This window comes from Pseudomonas sp. v388, assembly GCF_003935425.1.
Lineage (GTDB): Bacteria > Pseudomonadota > Gammaproteobacteria > Pseudomonadales > Pseudomonadaceae > Aquipseudomonas.
In genome coordinates this window covers 121,211-137,418 of sequence record NZ_RHQN01000011.1, presented here as the reverse complement: position 1 = coordinate 137,418, position 16,208 = coordinate 121,211, and the positions used below count along the sequence as shown (strand labels likewise).

The following is a 16,208-nucleotide window of genomic DNA, read 5'->3' as shown; positions in this document are numbered from 1 at the left end:
TGTAGGAGCCAGCTCGCTGGCGAAGAGACGATGCGGTGTACCTGACACACCGCGTCGTCTGTACAAAAAACCGTCCACCCGATTGGAGACCCACCATGAACACACCCTTCACCCCGGAAACCGTGCTCACCTCCAACGCCCCACTCATCAACACCCAACGCCTGTGGCAATCGCTGATGGACCTGGCCCGGATCGGCGCGACCCCCAAAGGCGGTGTCTGCCGCCTGGCCCTGACCGACCTCGACAAACAGGCCCGCGACCTCTTTATCCAATGGTGCGAAGAAGCCGGCTGCACCGTCAGCGTGGACGCCATCGGCAACATTTTCGCCCGCCGCCCCGGCCGCGACCCCAGCCGCGCACCGGTGATGACCGGCAGCCACATCGACACCCAACCCACCGGCGGCAAGTTCGACGGCTGCTTCGGCGTGATGGCTGGCCTCGAAGTCATCCGCACCCTGAACGACCTGAAACTGGAAACCGACGCCCCCATCGAGGTGGTGGTCTGGACCAACGAAGAAGGCTCGCGCTTCCCGCCGTGCATGATGGGTTCCGGTGTATTCGCCGGTAAACTCGACCTCGCCGACACCCTCGCCAAGCAGGACGAGCGCGGCCTGGTCGTCGGCGAAGAACTGCAGCGCATCGGCTATGCCGGCAGCCGCGCGGTGCTCGGCCACCCGGTGGGCGCGTATTTCGAAGCCCATATCGAGCAAGGCCCGATCCTCGAAGACCAGCGCAAAACCATCGGCGTGGTCATGGGCTGCCTCGGCCAGAAATGGTTCGACCTGACCCTGACCGGCGTGGAAGCCCACGCTGGCCCAACCCCCATGCACCTGCGCAAAGATGCTTTGGTTGGCGCCGCGCAGATCGTCAGCGCGGTCAACCGCATCGGCATCGAAAGCCAACCCCATGCTTGCGGCACCGTCGGCTGCCTGAACATCCACCCTGGCTCACGCAACGTCATTCCCGGCGAAGTGAAACTCACCATCGACTTCCGCCACCTGCACGCGGACAAACTCCAGGCCATGGTCGACCAACTGCAACAAGCCATCGACGCGACCTGCCAACAACACGGCCTCGGCTACCAACTCACACCGACAGCCGACTTCCCACCGCTGGACTTTGCCCCTGAGTGCGTCAACGCGGTACGCCAAGGCGCTGCGCAACTGGGCCTGAGCCATATGGATATCGTCAGCGGGGCAGGGCATGACGCGATATTCATCGCTGAGCTGGGGCCTGCTGGGATGATCTTCGTGCCATGTGAAGGTGGGATCAGCCACAACGAAATCGAGAATGCGACGCCGCAGGATCTGGGTGCGGGCTGTGCGGTGTTGTTCCGGGCAATGGTTAATGTCGCTGTAGGTTGATTCCTACCCGTTTCTCGGATCCCACCTATCGGCCGTAAAGCCGTCCCGTACACCCGCCCATCCACCGTTCAAATACCTTAACCCTGCTTCAACCGCACATGGAGGTGACGCCAAAGGCCCGAGATCCGGGTCTGTTGTCAGGGAGACACACAAATGCTGTTTGCACGCCTCGTGCCTTCATGGCACGAGATGGAGGCCCGTATCACCCGGGAAATGGGCTATCAGAACGGAGCCCATTTCCGAACCTACCGAAACGAACCGGCCCCCAGCCTATCTCTCAACCTCCGGCGCCTTGCCAGCGTGCGGTCGGCGTTCATTCGTGCCGAGTGGGACGCCGGCCGGATGCTGCGACAGCGCTTCGCTGACCTCGACATCGCCAGTGTTCTCGACGACCTGATCGAGGTTGTCACGCAGATGGCCATGATCGTCGCGGGCAGCGCCCTGGCTGGCGGCATGATCGGAGCAGGCGTCGGTGCGTTGTTCGGCGGTGCCGGCGTCGTGCCCATGAGCGCGGCGGGGTTTGCCATGGGCGCACAGGTCAGCACCTGGCTACTGGGCATGCTCGGCCTGACCGCCATCGCCGAGTTCTTCGTCGAAGGCCTGCCGCGCATCGGCGAGTATTACCTGAGGGGCATCAGCATCGCCTGGGAAGGCCCCAAAGGCGAACAAGGCCTGGACCCATTCAGCCGCGACGACCCAAACGCAGAAAGCAGCGCGGCTTTTCAGATCGCCTTGGGCCATGTGGAAGTGGTGGTTCTGCTACTAAGCGCCATCATCGCCTACCTGACCCGAGGCCGAGGCAACGCCGGCGCACTGGCCCAGGAAATGCGCACCAGCCCCAAAGGCGCGCGGCTGGGCGAGTGGATGCTCAAGCATGAAGAGTCGCTGAAACAACGTCCGGACCTGCAAAGACCGGAACGGATCAAAAACCCCTTCGCCCCGCCCGAGCCGCCAGCCAATCGACCAGCCGGCAAAGACAATGAGCCTGCCAAAAGCAAGCCGAATACGATGCCACTGCATGAAGTCGAGTGCTTCAAAGCGGACAAACTGCCAACCTCCAAGATCGGAGAATTCGAGCGACAATTGGGCGGTCAGGAAGGCGGGTTGAATCAGCTGACGGTTGAGGAGTTTCTGGAGAATGTGGTGAGTCCGGTGAAGCGGGATTCGGCGGTGGCCAAACGGGCTCGAAGGGATCTCCAGCTCAAGTTGCAAGACCGCTTTCTCGAAGAGTTCATGCAGACGATGGACGAGCTTGATGCCGAAGACGCTGCGATCAAGAAAGCTAAGGAGACAATGTCGACTCTTGCTGGACTGCATAATCCAGATCTGAAAGCGGGAGGCAAGGATGTCATTGCAGATTTTGGAGATCGGCAGGTGAATTCGAGTATTGGTCCGCAATGGAAAAGTAAGCTTAAGAATTTAAAACGCGCGGCTGAAAGCGTATCGAGCCTCACGCGGAAAACAACATTTCTCAACGTCAGACTGCGTAAGTGCTAATTACTATGGAGCCGGGTCATGGATAAGGTATTTGCGAGATTTCTGGAAAAATTTGGTGGGCCTATTGATCGTCGTGATGTGCCTAATTCAAGTATCCAGCGCTACAGAGGCAAGCTCCCTGGCCAGTTGTTGGAGTATTGGAGTGAGCACGGTTGGGCCGGATACGGCGGAGGGATTTTTTGGTTCGTCAATCCGCAAGAGTATGAGGGCGTAGTAGCTTCCTGGCTTGAAGGCACAAAATTTGAGACGTTTGACGTTTACCATCTTATCGCCCGCAGTGCCTTTGGTGACCTGTACCTTTGGGGCGAACAGACAGGAGCTTCTCTCAAGATAACCAGCATCCTCTCTCGCTATACAACCCACCAATCCATTTATTTGAGAGATAAGATGGATAAAGGGCTTCGCTCCTTCGTGCTTGGTAGACAAGTTGAAGATAATGACTACGGTGACTTCTTCACGCTGGCCAAGAACAAACTAGGCACTTTACGTCCCGACGAAATGTATGGCTTCGTACCTGCGCTGATGTTGGGAGGCCCTGCCACTCTTAAACATTTGGAGAAGGTGAAAGCTGTAGAGCACCTTACTTTTCTGTCTCAGCTCGCTGAGCTAGAGCCCTACAGCTTTTCGGATATCTGATCAGTCATCAGGACTTTGGTCCGACCGTGTTCGACTTGATCTCTGGTGTGAAACAACCGGTCGGGTATCTGCCGACCCCGTTCCATGCCTTCCGGCGTCACCCAGACCGACTTTCTCTTGCTGACTGGATTATCGATAAATCCTTGCTCATGCAATCGGTTCATGACTTCAAAATCGAAGCCTTTCCAAGTGTTACCGATGTCGGAGCTGAACGTTACCAACAGGGCAAGCACCGCGTCCTCAATCAGTTTGTCGTCGTAGCTCATGATCGTTGCTCCGCTCACAGTCTCCACGTTTTCGCCAAAAGGCTGCGCAGCAAATCGCGTCGCCGCACGAATACGTTAACGGAGATTTTTGAAAGCGCCCAGAGCGTGTCAACGCTGCATCAACCCCACAGGTTATTGCAGATCCGCTGCACGGCCGCATCGGCGCTGGGACGGTCGAACCGGTCGGGTTCGAAGCCGCCACCGATCCACTCCAGCGCAGCTTTGCCTTCCTCGCTGTCCGGTTTCTGCATGCTCTTCAGAAAGTGCTGGTAACCCGGCACACCGCCAACATCTTCAGGCGGACAGGCACCTTCACCGTCCAGCACCTCACACCAGGTTCCCGTGTAGTCAAACGGATGAACAGCTTCAACAGCAATCACATGCTGCCAGTCGTCGCCAAAGTCGTAGGCGTAGCGGATGCGATCGCCCTCACCAGCAAGACGCCGCAACTTGAACTTGCGGTCATCCAGCGCAGTGTCCCCAGGTAGCGACTCGGGGTCCTGCGGCATGTAGCCGTTCAGGCCGATTCTGAACTCATGCAAATGACTGCTGTGCCAGCCCATGGCGGCCTGGATGAAATGGTGAAGTTTACGCAAAGTGCAATCGCCATTGACGCGGATACGGCGCCAGATGGGTGGGTCAAGGCGTATGGGTTCTAGCTGGATGAGGAGGGTGTAGAGGAGGGGTTGAGTGGCCATGGGGGATCCTTTGCTCGGCGGTGCAGCGGCGACTGTAGTCTGTTTTTGCTGGTAACCGTGAGCGGTTGTGTGCTGAATGCGTGGCGGTTGACTGCCCAGATTTCAGGCAACCCCGGATCAGGCGTAGGGCCTGAATTCAGTGTTGTCGCGAGTCAACAGCTGCATCAGCTTGGGATGAATAAAGAGTTTTCCTTGGCGACCTGCACTTCTTTCAGTACGCCAATGGCAATCGAGGTCAGTTTCGTTATGCAGAAAGCGCTCTCAGCTGGCGAGCAGATCACGCAAACGGTCTTCACCTTCCGGCGGGGTGTAGATGATTTCTCCGGTGCGGTCGTTGGACAGCTGAGCGCCTGGCGCCCGGCGTATATCCATGTCCACGCCCTTAAGCGTGCCGCAGATCTCAACTGCCGTGCCGGTGCAAAATGGGCGCTCGGCCAAGGAATGGCAGCCGATAGCGCAGGGCCTCCTTGGTCGCAAGATCGGCGATGGTTATCGCCATCCTGTGCATGCCGAAAAAGCAAGCCGGTGGAGGTAACGATACTTTCGATTTCCAAGCTGTCTTTGGCTTTCAGCAGGGGATGGTGTTGAACAGCATCGTCTGGCTGGGAATCAGCTCGGCCGCCTGCTTCAATTCGGCCAGCGCCACGCGGGCGCTCGATACAGCGCTTGGGCACTCTTTCTAGTCCGCTAGCTGCCTCAGTTTTTCCTGAACCGCATCATCAAAAATGATGTACAGCGCCTCAATGTGAGGAGGCTTTAGGGTTTTTGCTTTCTCCAGGCTAAGAATGAACGCAATCTGAAGCTCGCCCTCGTTTTTTACGTCTTCGACGGTACTCGCAGCATTGAGCGCGCGCAGAAAATCTCCAATCGCACTGCGGACCGGCTTGGGTAGCTTGAGCTGGTCGATCTTTTCTTGGGGCATTGGTGCGGCCTCTGAGCCGGGTACGTTGGGTGTCGGATGCGTGAGGCTAACCTCAGCGAGCACTATATCCACACGAATGGCATTGGCGTGCACGAATTGTCGGATCGGTTCAGATATCACCTGAGGGTGTTGGGCATTACTGGATTGCAGGCACAAAAAAAGACGTCCGTGGACGTCTTTATTGATCATTTGGTGGGCCGGGGTAATTTGAACTGATTTTGTAAGCTGATGATTTTTATCAATAAATTCAGTTGTGTTTTTTATGTGGAATACCATTTGGAATACCGTTTTTCTGGCAATACTCAGCCGATGGTTTGCGACTAAACAGATCTGATGATGGCCCTTGCCTCGATTTTTTGGATTTGAACCTGTGACCCGTCCCGTGGTAGGTGCAGGCACTGATCGTGCACGGCTATTGAATTCATGTTGGGGAATCATGCCACGCGGTCATGACTTCAATTGGATAATCATATCGAAGCGATTGACGTGGGATGTTCAGTTGCGTGCTGTCGCGTCGAGCTGATTTGGCTGTGCCTGATGTGTCAGTCCCTAGGCAAGCACCGGCGAATCAGCTCGTTGAGATCGCTCTTGACTACCGCGTGGCCCTTGGCTGTAGGCGCACAGAAATAGATCGCCACTGGTCTTCGGTCTGACCATCTCCAGATGCCAGCGGAGTAAATTGAGGCGATCTATTTTTCTCTGACGAATATTAGAGGGCTAATCGTTGATGCGGGGTTTTAGCCCTTTGGGTAAGTAGCACCCTTCGTTTCTTCCATTTTTAGTAGAATGTCTAGAACTTCCACGCGCCTTAGGTCGAATGTGTCAGCTAATTTGTCTAAGCGAGCGATGGTCTTTTCTGAAAGGATGAAGTTATATTGCTTTTTTCCTATCATGTTTTCACGATATTGGTTTTGGCTCCACCGCTTCTTGATTGAATCAATTAGGAGCGTTTTTTCTGCTTCGTGCAAGCGTGTGTTGTCGAAAAAAATAAGTAGTTCTTGATGGTTTTTGAATGGAAGGTTTGTATCGGTAAGTGATGGGTGCTTTTTGCTAGTTAGATCCCAAGCTAATACGAGTTTCTGGGTTTCATCTGCCCCGGTGAACCAATCATAAATTTGAGTTTTTTGTTTGTGTTGGGTCCAGAGATTCTTGAGGCTGTTGATTTCATCAAGTTTTTTGAATGGATCTAGTGACCAGATATCAATCATTGCGATAACGCGGTCGCGATCGTTAAGACTCTCCGGCGCAGCTACGTTGGTTCCCTCAGTTTGCGCAATTAGCCGATTAGCTGCCCATCCTTTGTTGAGAACTTGCTTGGTTATCCAGTTGTGTTGTATCTCGTCGCCTGTAATCCAGCGAAGCATTACACTTGGTAATAGGTATAGTTTTTTGTGATGTTCTATTGTTTGTACTAAATTTTGGTTGTTGGAAATCAAGTCTGACATTCTGTTTTTCATGTCAAAGCTTTTGTATTCGCCTAGATTTGATTGTGGGTAAAGGCTTCGTAAAAAGAACCAAAGCCAGGTGATGAATCGATCATCTATTGTTGTTCCGCCCAATACCTTGTGAAGTTGATCTTGCTGAATTGCCATGGAGCAGTTTTCCAAGAGGGAATTTTCAGTTTTTTTAGACCTACTAGTGGAATTCTACTGGAAAAACCGCCATGAAATGTGATTTTTTTCTATGGTTTTCGTATATTTTAGGCATTTCTGTAGGAGGTGAATTGTCCGATTTTTAAGTATGAATTGTGATTTTTTATCTCGGTGGATCCTATCGATTGAGTTTGGGCCTGTGATGGTGCATGAGGCCTGCTTCTGCAGAATCGAGATAGGGGGGGGCTAAACGGCGATCTGTAATCGGCATTCAGCGGTATTTTAAAACTGATGGTTACTCAGTTACGAGCTTGGTTGAGAGGAGGGTGATGCTATTTTTTAATCGGGAGTTCCATAGTACTGGAGATTCCTGCTATCGCCTGGCTGGGGTTGATTGAAGTTGTTTTTTTGCGGGGAGGTTCTGAGTGGATGTGTGTGGGGGAAGGAGGTGTCGTCATTCTTGAAATATTGCGTGGTACCCGCATTATCTGAATGAATACAGGGCATATTCATGTGGGGCTTTTCTGAGGCCACTGATTAGGGTGGCTGGCTCATCCGATCGATAAGTTAATAGGTGTTTGTCGGAGGGTAGGACTGCCCTAGTTCGACTCCATCTGGCGAGCGTGCTTCGATAGAAAACGAGGTTTCGAAAAAAATTCTAGGGATAGTCATTGCGCGTAACTTTTTATTGAAGCAATGGTTGTTATGGTTCGTGGGGATGTAAAAAATAGCTTTCGTGATGCTCTGAGAAGGAGCTCTTAGTGGTTTTTTGTCAGAGCGCCAGATGGCTTAAATGTAGTGTACTTTGAAGGTGATTTGTTACTGTTTTCGGAGTGCTCGACTTTTCGGGTTTTGCGGTATTGGTAATATGCTTTATATGCATGTTTAATTGTCAGGGGCGAGTGTCAATTTTTAGTACGTCTGTTGGGTATGTGCCCATTTGAATCAGTGCTGTTTGTTGGATAGGCTGACTTTAGTTTTGGCTGAGGTTAGTGTATTGCTAGATGCAAAGGGGAAAGGCAGAGAGCTGCTCTGACATCGTTATAGTGCTATGCCAGCTGGGCGGTAAAAGTCTACTGGGCGCTCCTATGGTATGAACCTAAATACCTGGAGCACTGCATGATTCGTCATCCTAAGAATACCAACCTAACCCTGCATAGAGACGTGGCATATCAAGGCTTGGCTGTGCAGGTGGTTAAAGGTCCGTTTATCAGTGAGTACCTATACCGCCTGCATCAGACCATGGAGAGAGCGCTTACCCAATATGCCCGAGTGTTTGCATTTAGGGTGGACCTGCGACTACCGACCGGGTCGGAGTTACCCGATTACGCTTTTACCAATGAGGTGATTGAACGATTTATAGAATCGTTTAAAGCCAAGATCAAGCATAACCGCAGTCAGGCTAGGAAATTGAACAAGTATGCTCATGACAGCAAGGTTCGCTACGTCTGGGCGCGTGAGTTGGGGCAGCATGGTAAGCCCCATTATCACCTGGCAATCCTGCTCAATCGAGATGCGTTTACGGCCTTGGGCAAATTCGAGATTGGCAGGGACAACATGTTCAATCGCTTAGTAGAAGCTTGGGCCAGTGCCTTGAGGCTATCTGTGGAGGTCATGAGTGGTTTGGTCGAGATTCCCAATAACCCGAGCTATCCGATTAATCGTGACGACCCTGTAGGACAGAAGGCGTTTTTCTACCGGGCGAGTTATCTCTGCAAGTCAGCGACGAAAGCCTATGGGGATGGCAGCCATGGTTTTGGTTGCAGCCGGGGCTGATACAGAGAAGTCGTGGCAAAGAGTCAATGAACGCAACGACCGTCTTGGCGTGAGCCAGGGCGGTCAAGCGAGCTGTCCGTGCCTGGAATACGCGCTGATCATGTGGATGACTGGCTGACTTTGCTTTCCCCTGCTTAATGATCCTGTTTGCGCCCCATTGATTTTGTCAAGGCGTGTAAGAGGCCAAAAGGTATTCCCTTACCGCAATGGCAATCCTCTGAACGTAACGCAGAGGAGCCCGTTCATGAGGATCATTCGCTTGAAAGATGTTCAGCATTCCACCGGCTTAGGTCGATCCACAATCTACAAGTACATCAGCGAGGGGAGCTTTCCGAAGCCCGTTTCGTTGGGCGACAGGGCTGTCGGCTGGGTTGAAAGTGAGGTGATAGGTTGGGTCATGGCCAGGATCGAGGCGCGGGATGTTCACGAGTCTCTCACGGCGTGATCAACTGATTGGATGAGAATTCTTCAAGTGATGCAGTTGGCAGTTGCTGCTGACTGTGTGTCCCTAATCGTCCTTTTATTTCTAAGGCATCAAATCTGGAATGTTGGACGAGACGGTTGAGCTCACTACCACATGAACCAAAAGCCATGGACTTGACTCACGCACTTCGGGGAGGCAACAGCAACGCTGCCGTTGCCAAAATGGCAATTAGCTGTCTATGCAGACTATCTGGAGCACGTGCTGCAGCGCTTTGATGTATTCGTTAGCAGCGCCGAGCAGCCTGTCAGTGCCGACTCCTTCGAGCGAGGCGTGATCAACGCAGTGAACCACAGATGCGACAGCGACAGTACCGGCCTGATCGCCGGGCACCTCCTGGGCATCTAATATGGTCCGGCCGCCATCCCGGTGCGCTGGTAAGAACAGCTGGAAATGCGCGACGTCGTCGAACGCGTCACCAAGGTTTCGAGCGCGTCCCGCGGGACTTTTTTGTGGTTGTGGGGAGTTTGATCAGCCGGGGAATTCTTTCAACGTTGAGCTGAACTTGGAGCTCCTTGATTGAGCATGTGGTGGACCAGTTGGCGGCCTGCCTTGCCTGAATTTGTTGAAAACCTGCAAGCTGCGGCTGCTGTATCGATCACGACCCTGATCTTAGATTTAGTGGGTGGGAATAGCAGTTCGCCTGGTTCTGGATTTTTTGAGTCGCTATTGATGGCACGACGCAGTACATTTGCAGCACAAAAATCGCAGGACTTAGTCATGAAGCGTCCCAAGGACGAAACCCTGTCCATTCGTACCTCGAGTGACATCAAGCAACTGCTGCGAATTGCAGCGGAAAGAGAGCGACGCTCCATTGCTTCGATGATTGAGGTATTAATCCTGAAATATGCTCAGGAACAGGGTCTGCAGGCAGAAACGCCGTCAGTGGAAGAGACGAAAAAAGGTAAGGGAAACGATGGAGCTCATTGACAATATTACAAGGCTGCTGGGTGACGACCTCAAAGCGACGTTAAAACCCGGTTCCCGCCTGAGTATCGCAGCGTCTTGTTTTTCGATGTATGCATTCGAAGCGCTGAAAGCTGAGCTGGAAAAGATCGACGAGCTGAACTTCATCTTCACCTCACCGACGTTCGTTGCCAGCGAGGTTGCCGACAAGGTCCGCAAAGAGCGAAAGGAATTCCACATCCCAAAGCTGGATCGTGAGCGCAGCCTGTACGGCAGCGAGTTCGAGATTCAGTTACGCAACAAGCTGACCCAGCGAGCGGTTGCCAAAGAATGCGCAGAATGGATGCGGCGCAAGGCGACCTTCAAGTCGAATCGCAGCAAGGCCCCGATGCAGCAGTTCGCCTGCGTGCAATCTGCTGAAACGGACACATCCTACATGCCATTGCACGGCTTTACCGCCGTCGATCTCGGTTACCAGCAAGGCAATGCTGTCTCCAACCTCGTCAACAAAATGGACGAGCCAACCTTCACGGCAACTTACCTAAGCCTGTTCAATCAGATCTGGAGCGACCCGGACAAACTGGAAGACGTCACCCTGCAGATCTGCGATCACATTGCGGCTGTCTACCAGGAAAACTCGCCTGAGAGCGTCTATTTCCTGATGCTTTACAACATCTTCAACGAGTTCCTGGACGACATCGATGAGGACGTTTTACCCAACGACCGTACCGGTTATCAGGACACGCTCATCTGGAACAAGCTCTTCAACTACCAGAAGGATGCGGCCACCGGGATCATCAACAAGCTAGAAACCTATAGTGGCTGCATCCTGGCGGACAGCGTTGGCTTGGGGAAAACCTTCACAGCCCTAGCCGTCGTCAAGTATTACGAACTGCGCAACAAGTCGGTGCTGGTGCTCTGCCCCAAAAAGCTGGCGGACAACTGGCTCAACTACAACCGTAACCTCAAGACCAACATCTTTGCTCGTGACCGATTCAGCTACGACGTGCTGTGCCATACCGACCTCACTCGCACGAGTGGCGAGTCATTTGGCACTCCGCTCAACCGCATCAACTGGGGTAACTACGACCTCGTCGTCATCGATGAATCGCACAACTTCCGCAATAACGATGCCTTCAAGGACAAGGAAACCCGATACCAGAAGCTGATGAACAAAGTCATCAAAGAGGGTGTGAAAACCAAGGTACTGATGCTTTCAGCGACCCCAGTGAACAACCGCTTCAATGACCTGCGCAACCAACTCGCGCTAGCCTACGAAGGCAACTCCGAAAACCTAAGCAAGAAGCTGAGAACTGGCAAAACTGTCGAGGAGATTTTCCGTGGTGCGCAGGCCAGTTTTAACGCTTGGTCAAAACTTCCGCCCGAGGAACGCACGGCGCGCGCTATTTTGGACTCGCTCGACTTCGATTTCTTCGAGTTGCTAGACAGCGTCACGATTGCACGCTCGCGAAAGCACATTCAGACCTACTACGACACCACGGATATCGGGCATTTCCCTGAACGGCGCAAGCCCTTGTCGTTCCGTAGTCCACTGGTTGTGGGTGCTGAGCAGCGAACGGATATAATGAGTTTCAACGAGATTTTCGAGCAGTTGTCTCTGCTCAAGCTCGCCGTATATGCCCCCATCAGCTACATCTTGCCTAGCAGATTGGCGAAGTATGAAGAGATGTATGACACGCAGGTTGAAGGCGGTCGAGGCAAGCTACGTCAGGTTGACCGGGAAAAAAGCCTGGTAGCGCTGATGACAACGAATTTGCTGAAGCGTCTTGAGAGCTCTGTTTATGCATTCCGCAGCACACTTAATGCTTTGAAGGAAAACCACCAGCGCGTTCTCGGCCTGATTAAGGAGTTCGAGAGCCGGGGCGGTGTAACAGAGGTCGCCAGCCTTACAGAAGCCATGGGCTCAATTGACGCTGAAGAAGACGGCATTCCGTCGTTTCATGACTTAGAAATCGGCAACACCATTCGGATAAAGCTGGCAGATATGGATCTGCCTTCTTGGGAGCATGAACTCCAGGTTGACCTGGAAATCATCTCCGCTTTACTGGTCTCGATGAGCAAAATCACGCCATCCGAAGACGCCAAGTTGCAGCACCTGAAATCGCTAGTACTCGACAAAATTGCCAATCCCATTAATCCAGGCAATAAAAAAGTACTGATTTTCACGGCTTTCGCTGATACGGCCAATTACCTCTATGACAATCTGGCCACTGAGCTGCTCGCCAATCAGAACCTGCATACAGCGAAGGTCACTGGTAGTAGCGCGCCTCAGTCGACGCTAAAAAACACAGCTCAAAAGAAAAGCTACGACTTCCAAGAGCTGCTCACCCTCTTCTCGCCACGATCCAAAGAAAAGGCCATCGTGCTGCCCAACGAACTGGCAGAGATTGACTTACTGATCGGCACCGACTGCATCTCCGAGGGCCAGAACCTGCAGGACTGCGACTACCTCATCAACTACGACATCCACTGGAACCCCGTGCGCATTATCCAGCGCTTCGGTCGAGTGGATCGCATTGGATCGCCCAACAGCAGCATCCAACTGGTCAATTACTGGCCCGACATCTCGCTCGACGAGTACATCAACCTCAAGGAGCGTGTCGAGAGCCGGATGATGATTGCCGACGTCACTGCCACGGGCGACGACAATGTGTTGAGCGCTCAAGCCAACGACGTGTCCTACCGCAAGGAGCAGTTGCGCCGCCTGCAAGACGAAGTCATTGAGCTGGAAGACCTGAAAACGGGCGTTTCGATCACAGATCTGGGGCTCAATGACTTCCGCATGGACTTGCTCAATTACGTTAAAGCCAATGGTGAGTTGAACAACGTACCGAGCGGCATGCACGCCGCTGTATCAGCCAAACCTGAGCTTGGCCTGCATCCAGGGGTGATCTTTACACTGCGTAACCGCAACTCGAGCGTCAGCGTTAGCCATCATAACCGTCTGCACCCGTATTACCTCGTCTACATCAGTCGTGAGGGTGAGGTCATTCATGATCACACCCAGGTCAAACGCCTGCTCGATGTGGTGCGCAGTTGCTGCAAGGGCCAAGCGCTGCCCATTCCGGAGGCTTGCAGTCTGTTTAACAAGGAAACTGCTGACGGGCGGCAGATGCAGGTATATTCCGACCTGCTTGGCAAGACCATTCGTTCGATGATCGGGGTGAAGGAAGAAAAGGATCTGGACAGCCTGTTCAGCGGCGGCAAAACCACTGCGCTGGTCAACACTATTGCCGGGCTGGATGACTTCGAGCTCATCACCTTCTTGATAATTCAGGAGGCCGGATGAGTCATATCTCTCCATGGGAGTCGAACGCCGCGTTCATCAGCTACCCGAAGCAGGCCGCTTTTGGCCGCACCCTGCCAAAGAACAAGATCTACGAACACAGTGGAGCCAACACACGGCTGAAAGACTTCTTCGTTGAGCAAGTGGAACAGATCGTCTGGCAATACAAGCTGGCTCCGGAAACGATCAACCTGCCCGCTAGACCCAATGTGCCGGAGCTTCAGATCTTCGCCATCCAGCTCAAGACGTCGGAGCTGAATCTGGATGTGTTGCGCTGTATAGATGGTGCGGTGCAGTTCCCCATCATCTTCGAGCTGAGCTTTGACGGCCGAACGCAGGTAATCGCCGCGTACAAGCGCCCCAACGAGTCAGACGCGAGCCGTTGGGTGTTGAGCGACTACTTTGCGACGGCGTGGTTACCGAGCGATGTGGAACGCGCCGCCATGCCTTTGGCGCTCGACTTGGGTGGCTTGTACGAACAGGTGCTTCACGGCCTGATTCCCACACCTGCACGCCAGCAAGAAGGCCTTGGTGACTTGGTCGCTCGTGTCGAACAGGTTGCGGCGAAGCAGCGTGAGGTCGAGAAGGCCGCGAGCAAGCTTGCCAAAGAAAAGCAATTCAACCGCAAGGTCGAGATCAACGCGCTCTTGCGACAGCTAAAGAGCGAACTTGAACAGTTGACCGGCAGGGAGAGCGCATGACGCAGGCCCTGATTGGCGAATCGAAGAGATACATCAAGCAGGTCGCGGGCGATGCGTTAGCGCAACTCGAAAGCATCGACGAAGACGACTGAATCTATCAGCACGAACTTGAACAATTGAGTCGCTGAGCATTTCTCTAGAAAGCTTGGCGACCTTAGGAGTAAACATGGAGAAAATGAAAATGCACTCGCCCAATCTCACGCAGGACAACGTCGCGCGTATTCGCGAGTTGTTCCCGAGCTGCGTCACTGAATCCCAGGGCGAAGATGGCGTGGTGAGGCTGGCGGTAGACTTCGATCAGCTACGACAAGAATTATCAGGATCGGTCGTCGAAGGCCCTCAAGAGCGCTACCACCTGAACTGGCCGGGTAAACGTGAGGCGTTGCTGACTGCCAATGCCCCGATTGCAAAGACCTTGCGTCCTTGCAGAGAGGACAGTGTTAATTTTGAGACCACGCAAAACCTCTTTATTGAAGGGGATAATCTTGAAGCGTTAAAGCTTTTGCAGGAGGTTTACCTCAATAAAGTTTCTCTTATATATATCGATCCACCCTATAATACTGGGGGAGACTTTATTTACGAGGATGATTTTGCAGAGGATGTTGATACTTATTTGTATCGGTCTAATCAGAGAGGTGAGGTGGGCGATAGAATGATTGCTAATCCAGAAAGCAATGGCAGGATCCATTCGGATTGGCTGAGTATGATTTACTCAAGGTTGCGATTGGCTCGGAGCTTATTAAGGGATGATGGTTTAATATTCATTTCAATTGATGATAATGAGCAGGCAAACCTACAAAAGGTTTGTGATGAGATTTTTGGTGAAAGTAATTTTCGCGGTAAGGTTTCTCGCGCTACCGGCACGCCAAGCGGTCAGGGGCATGGAATTTTAGTAAATGAAGTTGATTTTATTCTGATTTACTCTAAATCTGAAGAGGCAACTTTATATGGTTTGCCTTTTACTTCGAACGACCAGAAAATTTATGATCAGCAAGATGAGTTCGGTCGCTACCTCACTCGAACCCTCAGGAAAACTGGTGGCGAGGATCGACGTGAAGATAGGCCTACAATGTATTACAGCGTTGAAGCCCCTGATGGAGGAAAAGTTTTTCCGATAGGACCTGGTGGATATGAAAGTAGGTGGCGCTGTGGCCCGAAAAATTATGAGGAGCTTAAAAGTAATAATTTGATTGAGTGGAAGCAGGTTGCCGAGAGCGGGGTCCAGGTATGGAAGCCATATCAAAAGTTTTACTTGGAGGGACGTCTGAAGCAGCCGTCAAATCTCTGGCAAAATATAGAGGGCAATAAGAAAGCGTCGATAGATATAAAAAGTCTATTCGGGGCCAAGGTTTTTGACACTCCAAAGCCAATTGAGTTAATTAAGCGCTGTATATCAATTGGAATGCAGTCGGATGGTATTGTTGTTGATTTTTTTGCCGGCTCAGCTACAACGGCGCATGCGGTTATGGCTCTTAATGCTGAAGATCAAGGTACTCGTAGATATGTGATGATTCAGCTGCCAGAGGCGTGCCCTGAAGATAGTGAAGCTTATAAAAATGGATATTCCAAAATATCTGATATAGGAAAAGAGCGAATTAGGCGCGCAGGCACCAAAATTAAAGCCGCACACGCTATGACCGTTCCAGACCTCGATACAGGGTTCCGAACTCTAAAAGTCGATACTTCCAATATGAAGGAGGTTTACTACAACCCGGATGCTGTCAGCCAAGACCTGCTTTCCGATCAAGTAGACAATATCCGCAAAGACCGCACCGCCGAAGATCTGCTGTTCCAGGTGCTTCTGGACTGGGGCGTCGATCTGGCCCTGCCGATCAGCCAGCAAAGCATTGCTGGCAAGACCGTTTTCTTTGTCGACGGTAACGCCCTGGTTGCTTGCTTCGACACCGGCATTGACGAGGACTTTGTTAAACAGCTCGCCGGACATCAGCCATTGCGCGTGGTGTTCCGTGACTCCGGGTTTGCTAGCGACAGCGTGAAGATTAACGTCGAGCAGGTATTCAAGCTGCTGTCGCCGGCTACTGAAATCAAGACCCTTTGACCG

General features: G+C 52.6%; 15 protein-coding genes. 11 read left to right on the top strand and 4 right to left on the bottom strand.

Going from position 1 to position 16,208, the window contains the following annotated elements; genetic code table 11:
• Nucleotides 1–95 precede the first annotated feature (95 nt).
• The 3 genes from EGJ27_RS23085 to EGJ27_RS23075 all read left to right on the top strand — a co-directional run bounded on the left by EGJ27_RS23085 (nt 96) and on the right by EGJ27_RS23075 (nt 3,497).
• Nucleotides 96–1,364 carry a Zn-dependent hydrolase gene (locus tag EGJ27_RS23085; RefSeq protein WP_125833053.1) on the top strand — a complete coding sequence of 423 codons (1,269 nt, stop codon included), beginning with the start codon at nt 96–98 and terminating at the stop codon, nt 1,362–1,364.
• A gap of 153 nt (nt 1,365–1,517) precedes the next feature.
• A complete protein-coding gene (locus tag EGJ27_RS23080) occupies nt 1,518–2,861 on the top strand; it encodes a DUF6861 domain-containing protein (protein ID WP_125833052.1) in 1,344 nt (447 codons plus the stop codon).
• 18 nt (nt 2,862–2,879) lie between these two features.
• Nucleotides 2,880–3,497, top strand: a complete 618-nt coding sequence (locus tag EGJ27_RS23075) for a GAD-like domain-containing protein (RefSeq protein ID WP_125833051.1) — start codon at nt 2,880–2,882, stop codon at nt 3,495–3,497.
• Here EGJ27_RS23075 and EGJ27_RS23070 read toward each other — a convergent pair.
• Nucleotides 3,476–3,763 carry a DUF6429 family protein gene (locus EGJ27_RS23070; RefSeq protein WP_177523089.1) on the bottom strand — a complete coding sequence of 96 codons (288 nt, stop codon included), beginning with the start codon at nt 3,761–3,763 and terminating at the stop codon, nt 3,476–3,478. The genes EGJ27_RS23075 and EGJ27_RS23070 overlap by 22 nt on opposite strands.
• 119 nt (nt 3,764–3,882) lie before the next feature.
• The gene (locus EGJ27_RS23065) at nt 3,883–4,461 is read right to left on the bottom strand and encodes a plasmid pRiA4b ORF-3 family protein (RefSeq protein WP_125833050.1); all 579 of its coding nucleotides are present in this window, start codon (nt 4,459–4,461) and stop codon (nt 3,883–3,885) included.
• A gap of 485 nt (nt 4,462–4,946) precedes the next feature.
• On the opposite strand from EGJ27_RS23065, the gene EGJ27_RS25385 reads away from it, so the two are divergent.
• Nucleotides 4,947–5,144 (top strand): hypothetical protein, encoded by a 198-nt coding sequence (locus tag EGJ27_RS25385; RefSeq protein WP_256672906.1) that lies wholly within the window; start codon nt 4,947–4,949, stop codon nt 5,142–5,144.
• Here the strand turns inward: EGJ27_RS25385 and EGJ27_RS23055 are convergent.
• Entirely contained in the window at nt 5,141–5,383 is a 243-nt protein-coding gene (locus EGJ27_RS23055) for a hypothetical protein (RefSeq protein ID WP_125833123.1), read from the bottom strand. The two genes, EGJ27_RS25385 and EGJ27_RS23055, sit on opposite strands and share 4 nt — an antisense overlap.
• A gap of 737 nt (nt 5,384–6,120) precedes the next feature.
• On the bottom strand, nt 6,121–6,975 hold the full coding sequence (locus tag EGJ27_RS23050) for a hypothetical protein (RefSeq protein WP_125833049.1): 855 nt from the start codon (nt 6,973–6,975) through the stop codon (nt 6,121–6,123).
• A 1,119-nt stretch (nt 6,976–8,094) separates the two neighbouring features.
• Here EGJ27_RS23050 and EGJ27_RS23045 point away from each other — a divergent pair.
• From EGJ27_RS23045 to EGJ27_RS23015, 7 genes are all read left to right on the top strand, one after another.
• Nucleotides 8,095–8,751, top strand: coding sequence for an inovirus Gp2 family protein (locus tag EGJ27_RS23045; protein WP_125833048.1), 657 nt, complete (start codon nt 8,095–8,097; stop codon nt 8,749–8,751).
• A 244-nt stretch (nt 8,752–8,995) separates the two neighbouring features.
• Entirely contained in the window at nt 8,996–9,196 is a 201-nt protein-coding gene (locus EGJ27_RS23040; protein ID WP_125833047.1) for an AlpA family transcriptional regulator, read from the top strand.
• Between the two features lie 237 nt (nt 9,197–9,433).
• Complete coding sequence (locus EGJ27_RS23035) at nt 9,434–9,580, top strand: ADP-ribosylglycohydrolase family protein (RefSeq protein ID WP_256672909.1); 147 nt, start codon at nt 9,434–9,436, stop codon at nt 9,578–9,580.
• A 171-nt stretch (nt 9,581–9,751) separates the two neighbouring features.
• Complete coding sequence (locus tag EGJ27_RS25380) at nt 9,752–10,162, top strand: hypothetical protein (protein WP_256672905.1); 411 nt, start codon at nt 9,752–9,754, stop codon at nt 10,160–10,162.
• Complete coding sequence (locus EGJ27_RS23025; RefSeq protein ID WP_125833046.1) at nt 10,149–13,448, top strand: helicase-related protein; 3,300 nt, start codon at nt 10,149–10,151, stop codon at nt 13,446–13,448. Before EGJ27_RS25380 ends, EGJ27_RS23025 begins: the two co-directional genes overlap by 14 nt.
• Nucleotides 13,445–14,146, top strand: a complete 702-nt coding sequence (locus EGJ27_RS23020) for a DUF4391 domain-containing protein (RefSeq protein ID WP_125833045.1) — start codon at nt 13,445–13,447, stop codon at nt 14,144–14,146. Before EGJ27_RS23025 ends, EGJ27_RS23020 begins: the two co-directional genes overlap by 4 nt.
• A 166-nt stretch (nt 14,147–14,312) precedes the next feature.
• Nucleotides 14,313–16,205, top strand: a complete 1,893-nt coding sequence (locus tag EGJ27_RS23015; RefSeq protein ID WP_125833044.1) for a site-specific DNA-methyltransferase — start codon at nt 14,313–14,315, stop codon at nt 16,203–16,205.
• Nucleotides 16,206–16,208: the final 3 nt, after the last annotated feature.

Excerpts from the sequence above, each read along its gene's own strand:
- EGJ27_RS23070 (WP_177523089.1), bottom strand. The coding sequence starts at position 3,763 with ATGAGCTACGACGACAAACTGATTGAGGACGCGGTGCTTGCCCTGTTG.
- EGJ27_RS23055 (WP_125833123.1), bottom strand. The coding sequence starts at position 5,383 with ATGCCCCAAGAAAAGATCGACCAGCTCAAGCTACCCAAGCCGGTCCGC.
- EGJ27_RS23065 (WP_125833050.1), bottom strand. The coding sequence starts at position 4,461 with ATGGCCACTCAACCCCTCCTCTACACCCTCCTCATCCAGCTAGAACCC.
- EGJ27_RS23020 (WP_125833045.1), top strand. The coding sequence starts at position 13,445 with ATGAGTCATATCTCTCCATGGGAGTCGAACGCCGCGTTCATCAGCTAC.
- EGJ27_RS25385 (WP_256672906.1), top strand. The coding sequence starts at position 4,947 with ATGGTTATCGCCATCCTGTGCATGCCGAAAAAGCAAGCCGGTGGAGGT.
- EGJ27_RS23040 (WP_125833047.1), top strand. The coding sequence starts at position 8,996 with ATGAGGATCATTCGCTTGAAAGATGTTCAGCATTCCACCGGCTTAGGT.
- EGJ27_RS23075 (WP_125833051.1), top strand. The coding sequence starts at position 2,880 with ATGGATAAGGTATTTGCGAGATTTCTGGAAAAATTTGGTGGGCCTATT.
- EGJ27_RS23080 (WP_125833052.1), top strand. The coding sequence starts at position 1,518 with ATGCTGTTTGCACGCCTCGTGCCTTCATGGCACGAGATGGAGGCCCGT.
- EGJ27_RS23050 (WP_125833049.1), bottom strand. The coding sequence starts at position 6,975 with ATGGCAATTCAGCAAGATCAACTTCACAAGGTATTGGGCGGAACAACA.
- EGJ27_RS23085 (WP_125833053.1), top strand. The coding sequence starts at position 96 with ATGAACACACCCTTCACCCCGGAAACCGTGCTCACCTCCAACGCCCCA.
- EGJ27_RS23015 (WP_125833044.1), top strand. The coding sequence starts at position 14,313 with ATGGAGAAAATGAAAATGCACTCGCCCAATCTCACGCAGGACAACGTC.
- EGJ27_RS23045 (WP_125833048.1), top strand. The coding sequence starts at position 8,095 with ATGATTCGTCATCCTAAGAATACCAACCTAACCCTGCATAGAGACGTG.
- EGJ27_RS23025 (WP_125833046.1), top strand. The coding sequence starts at position 10,149 with ATGGAGCTCATTGACAATATTACAAGGCTGCTGGGTGACGACCTCAAA.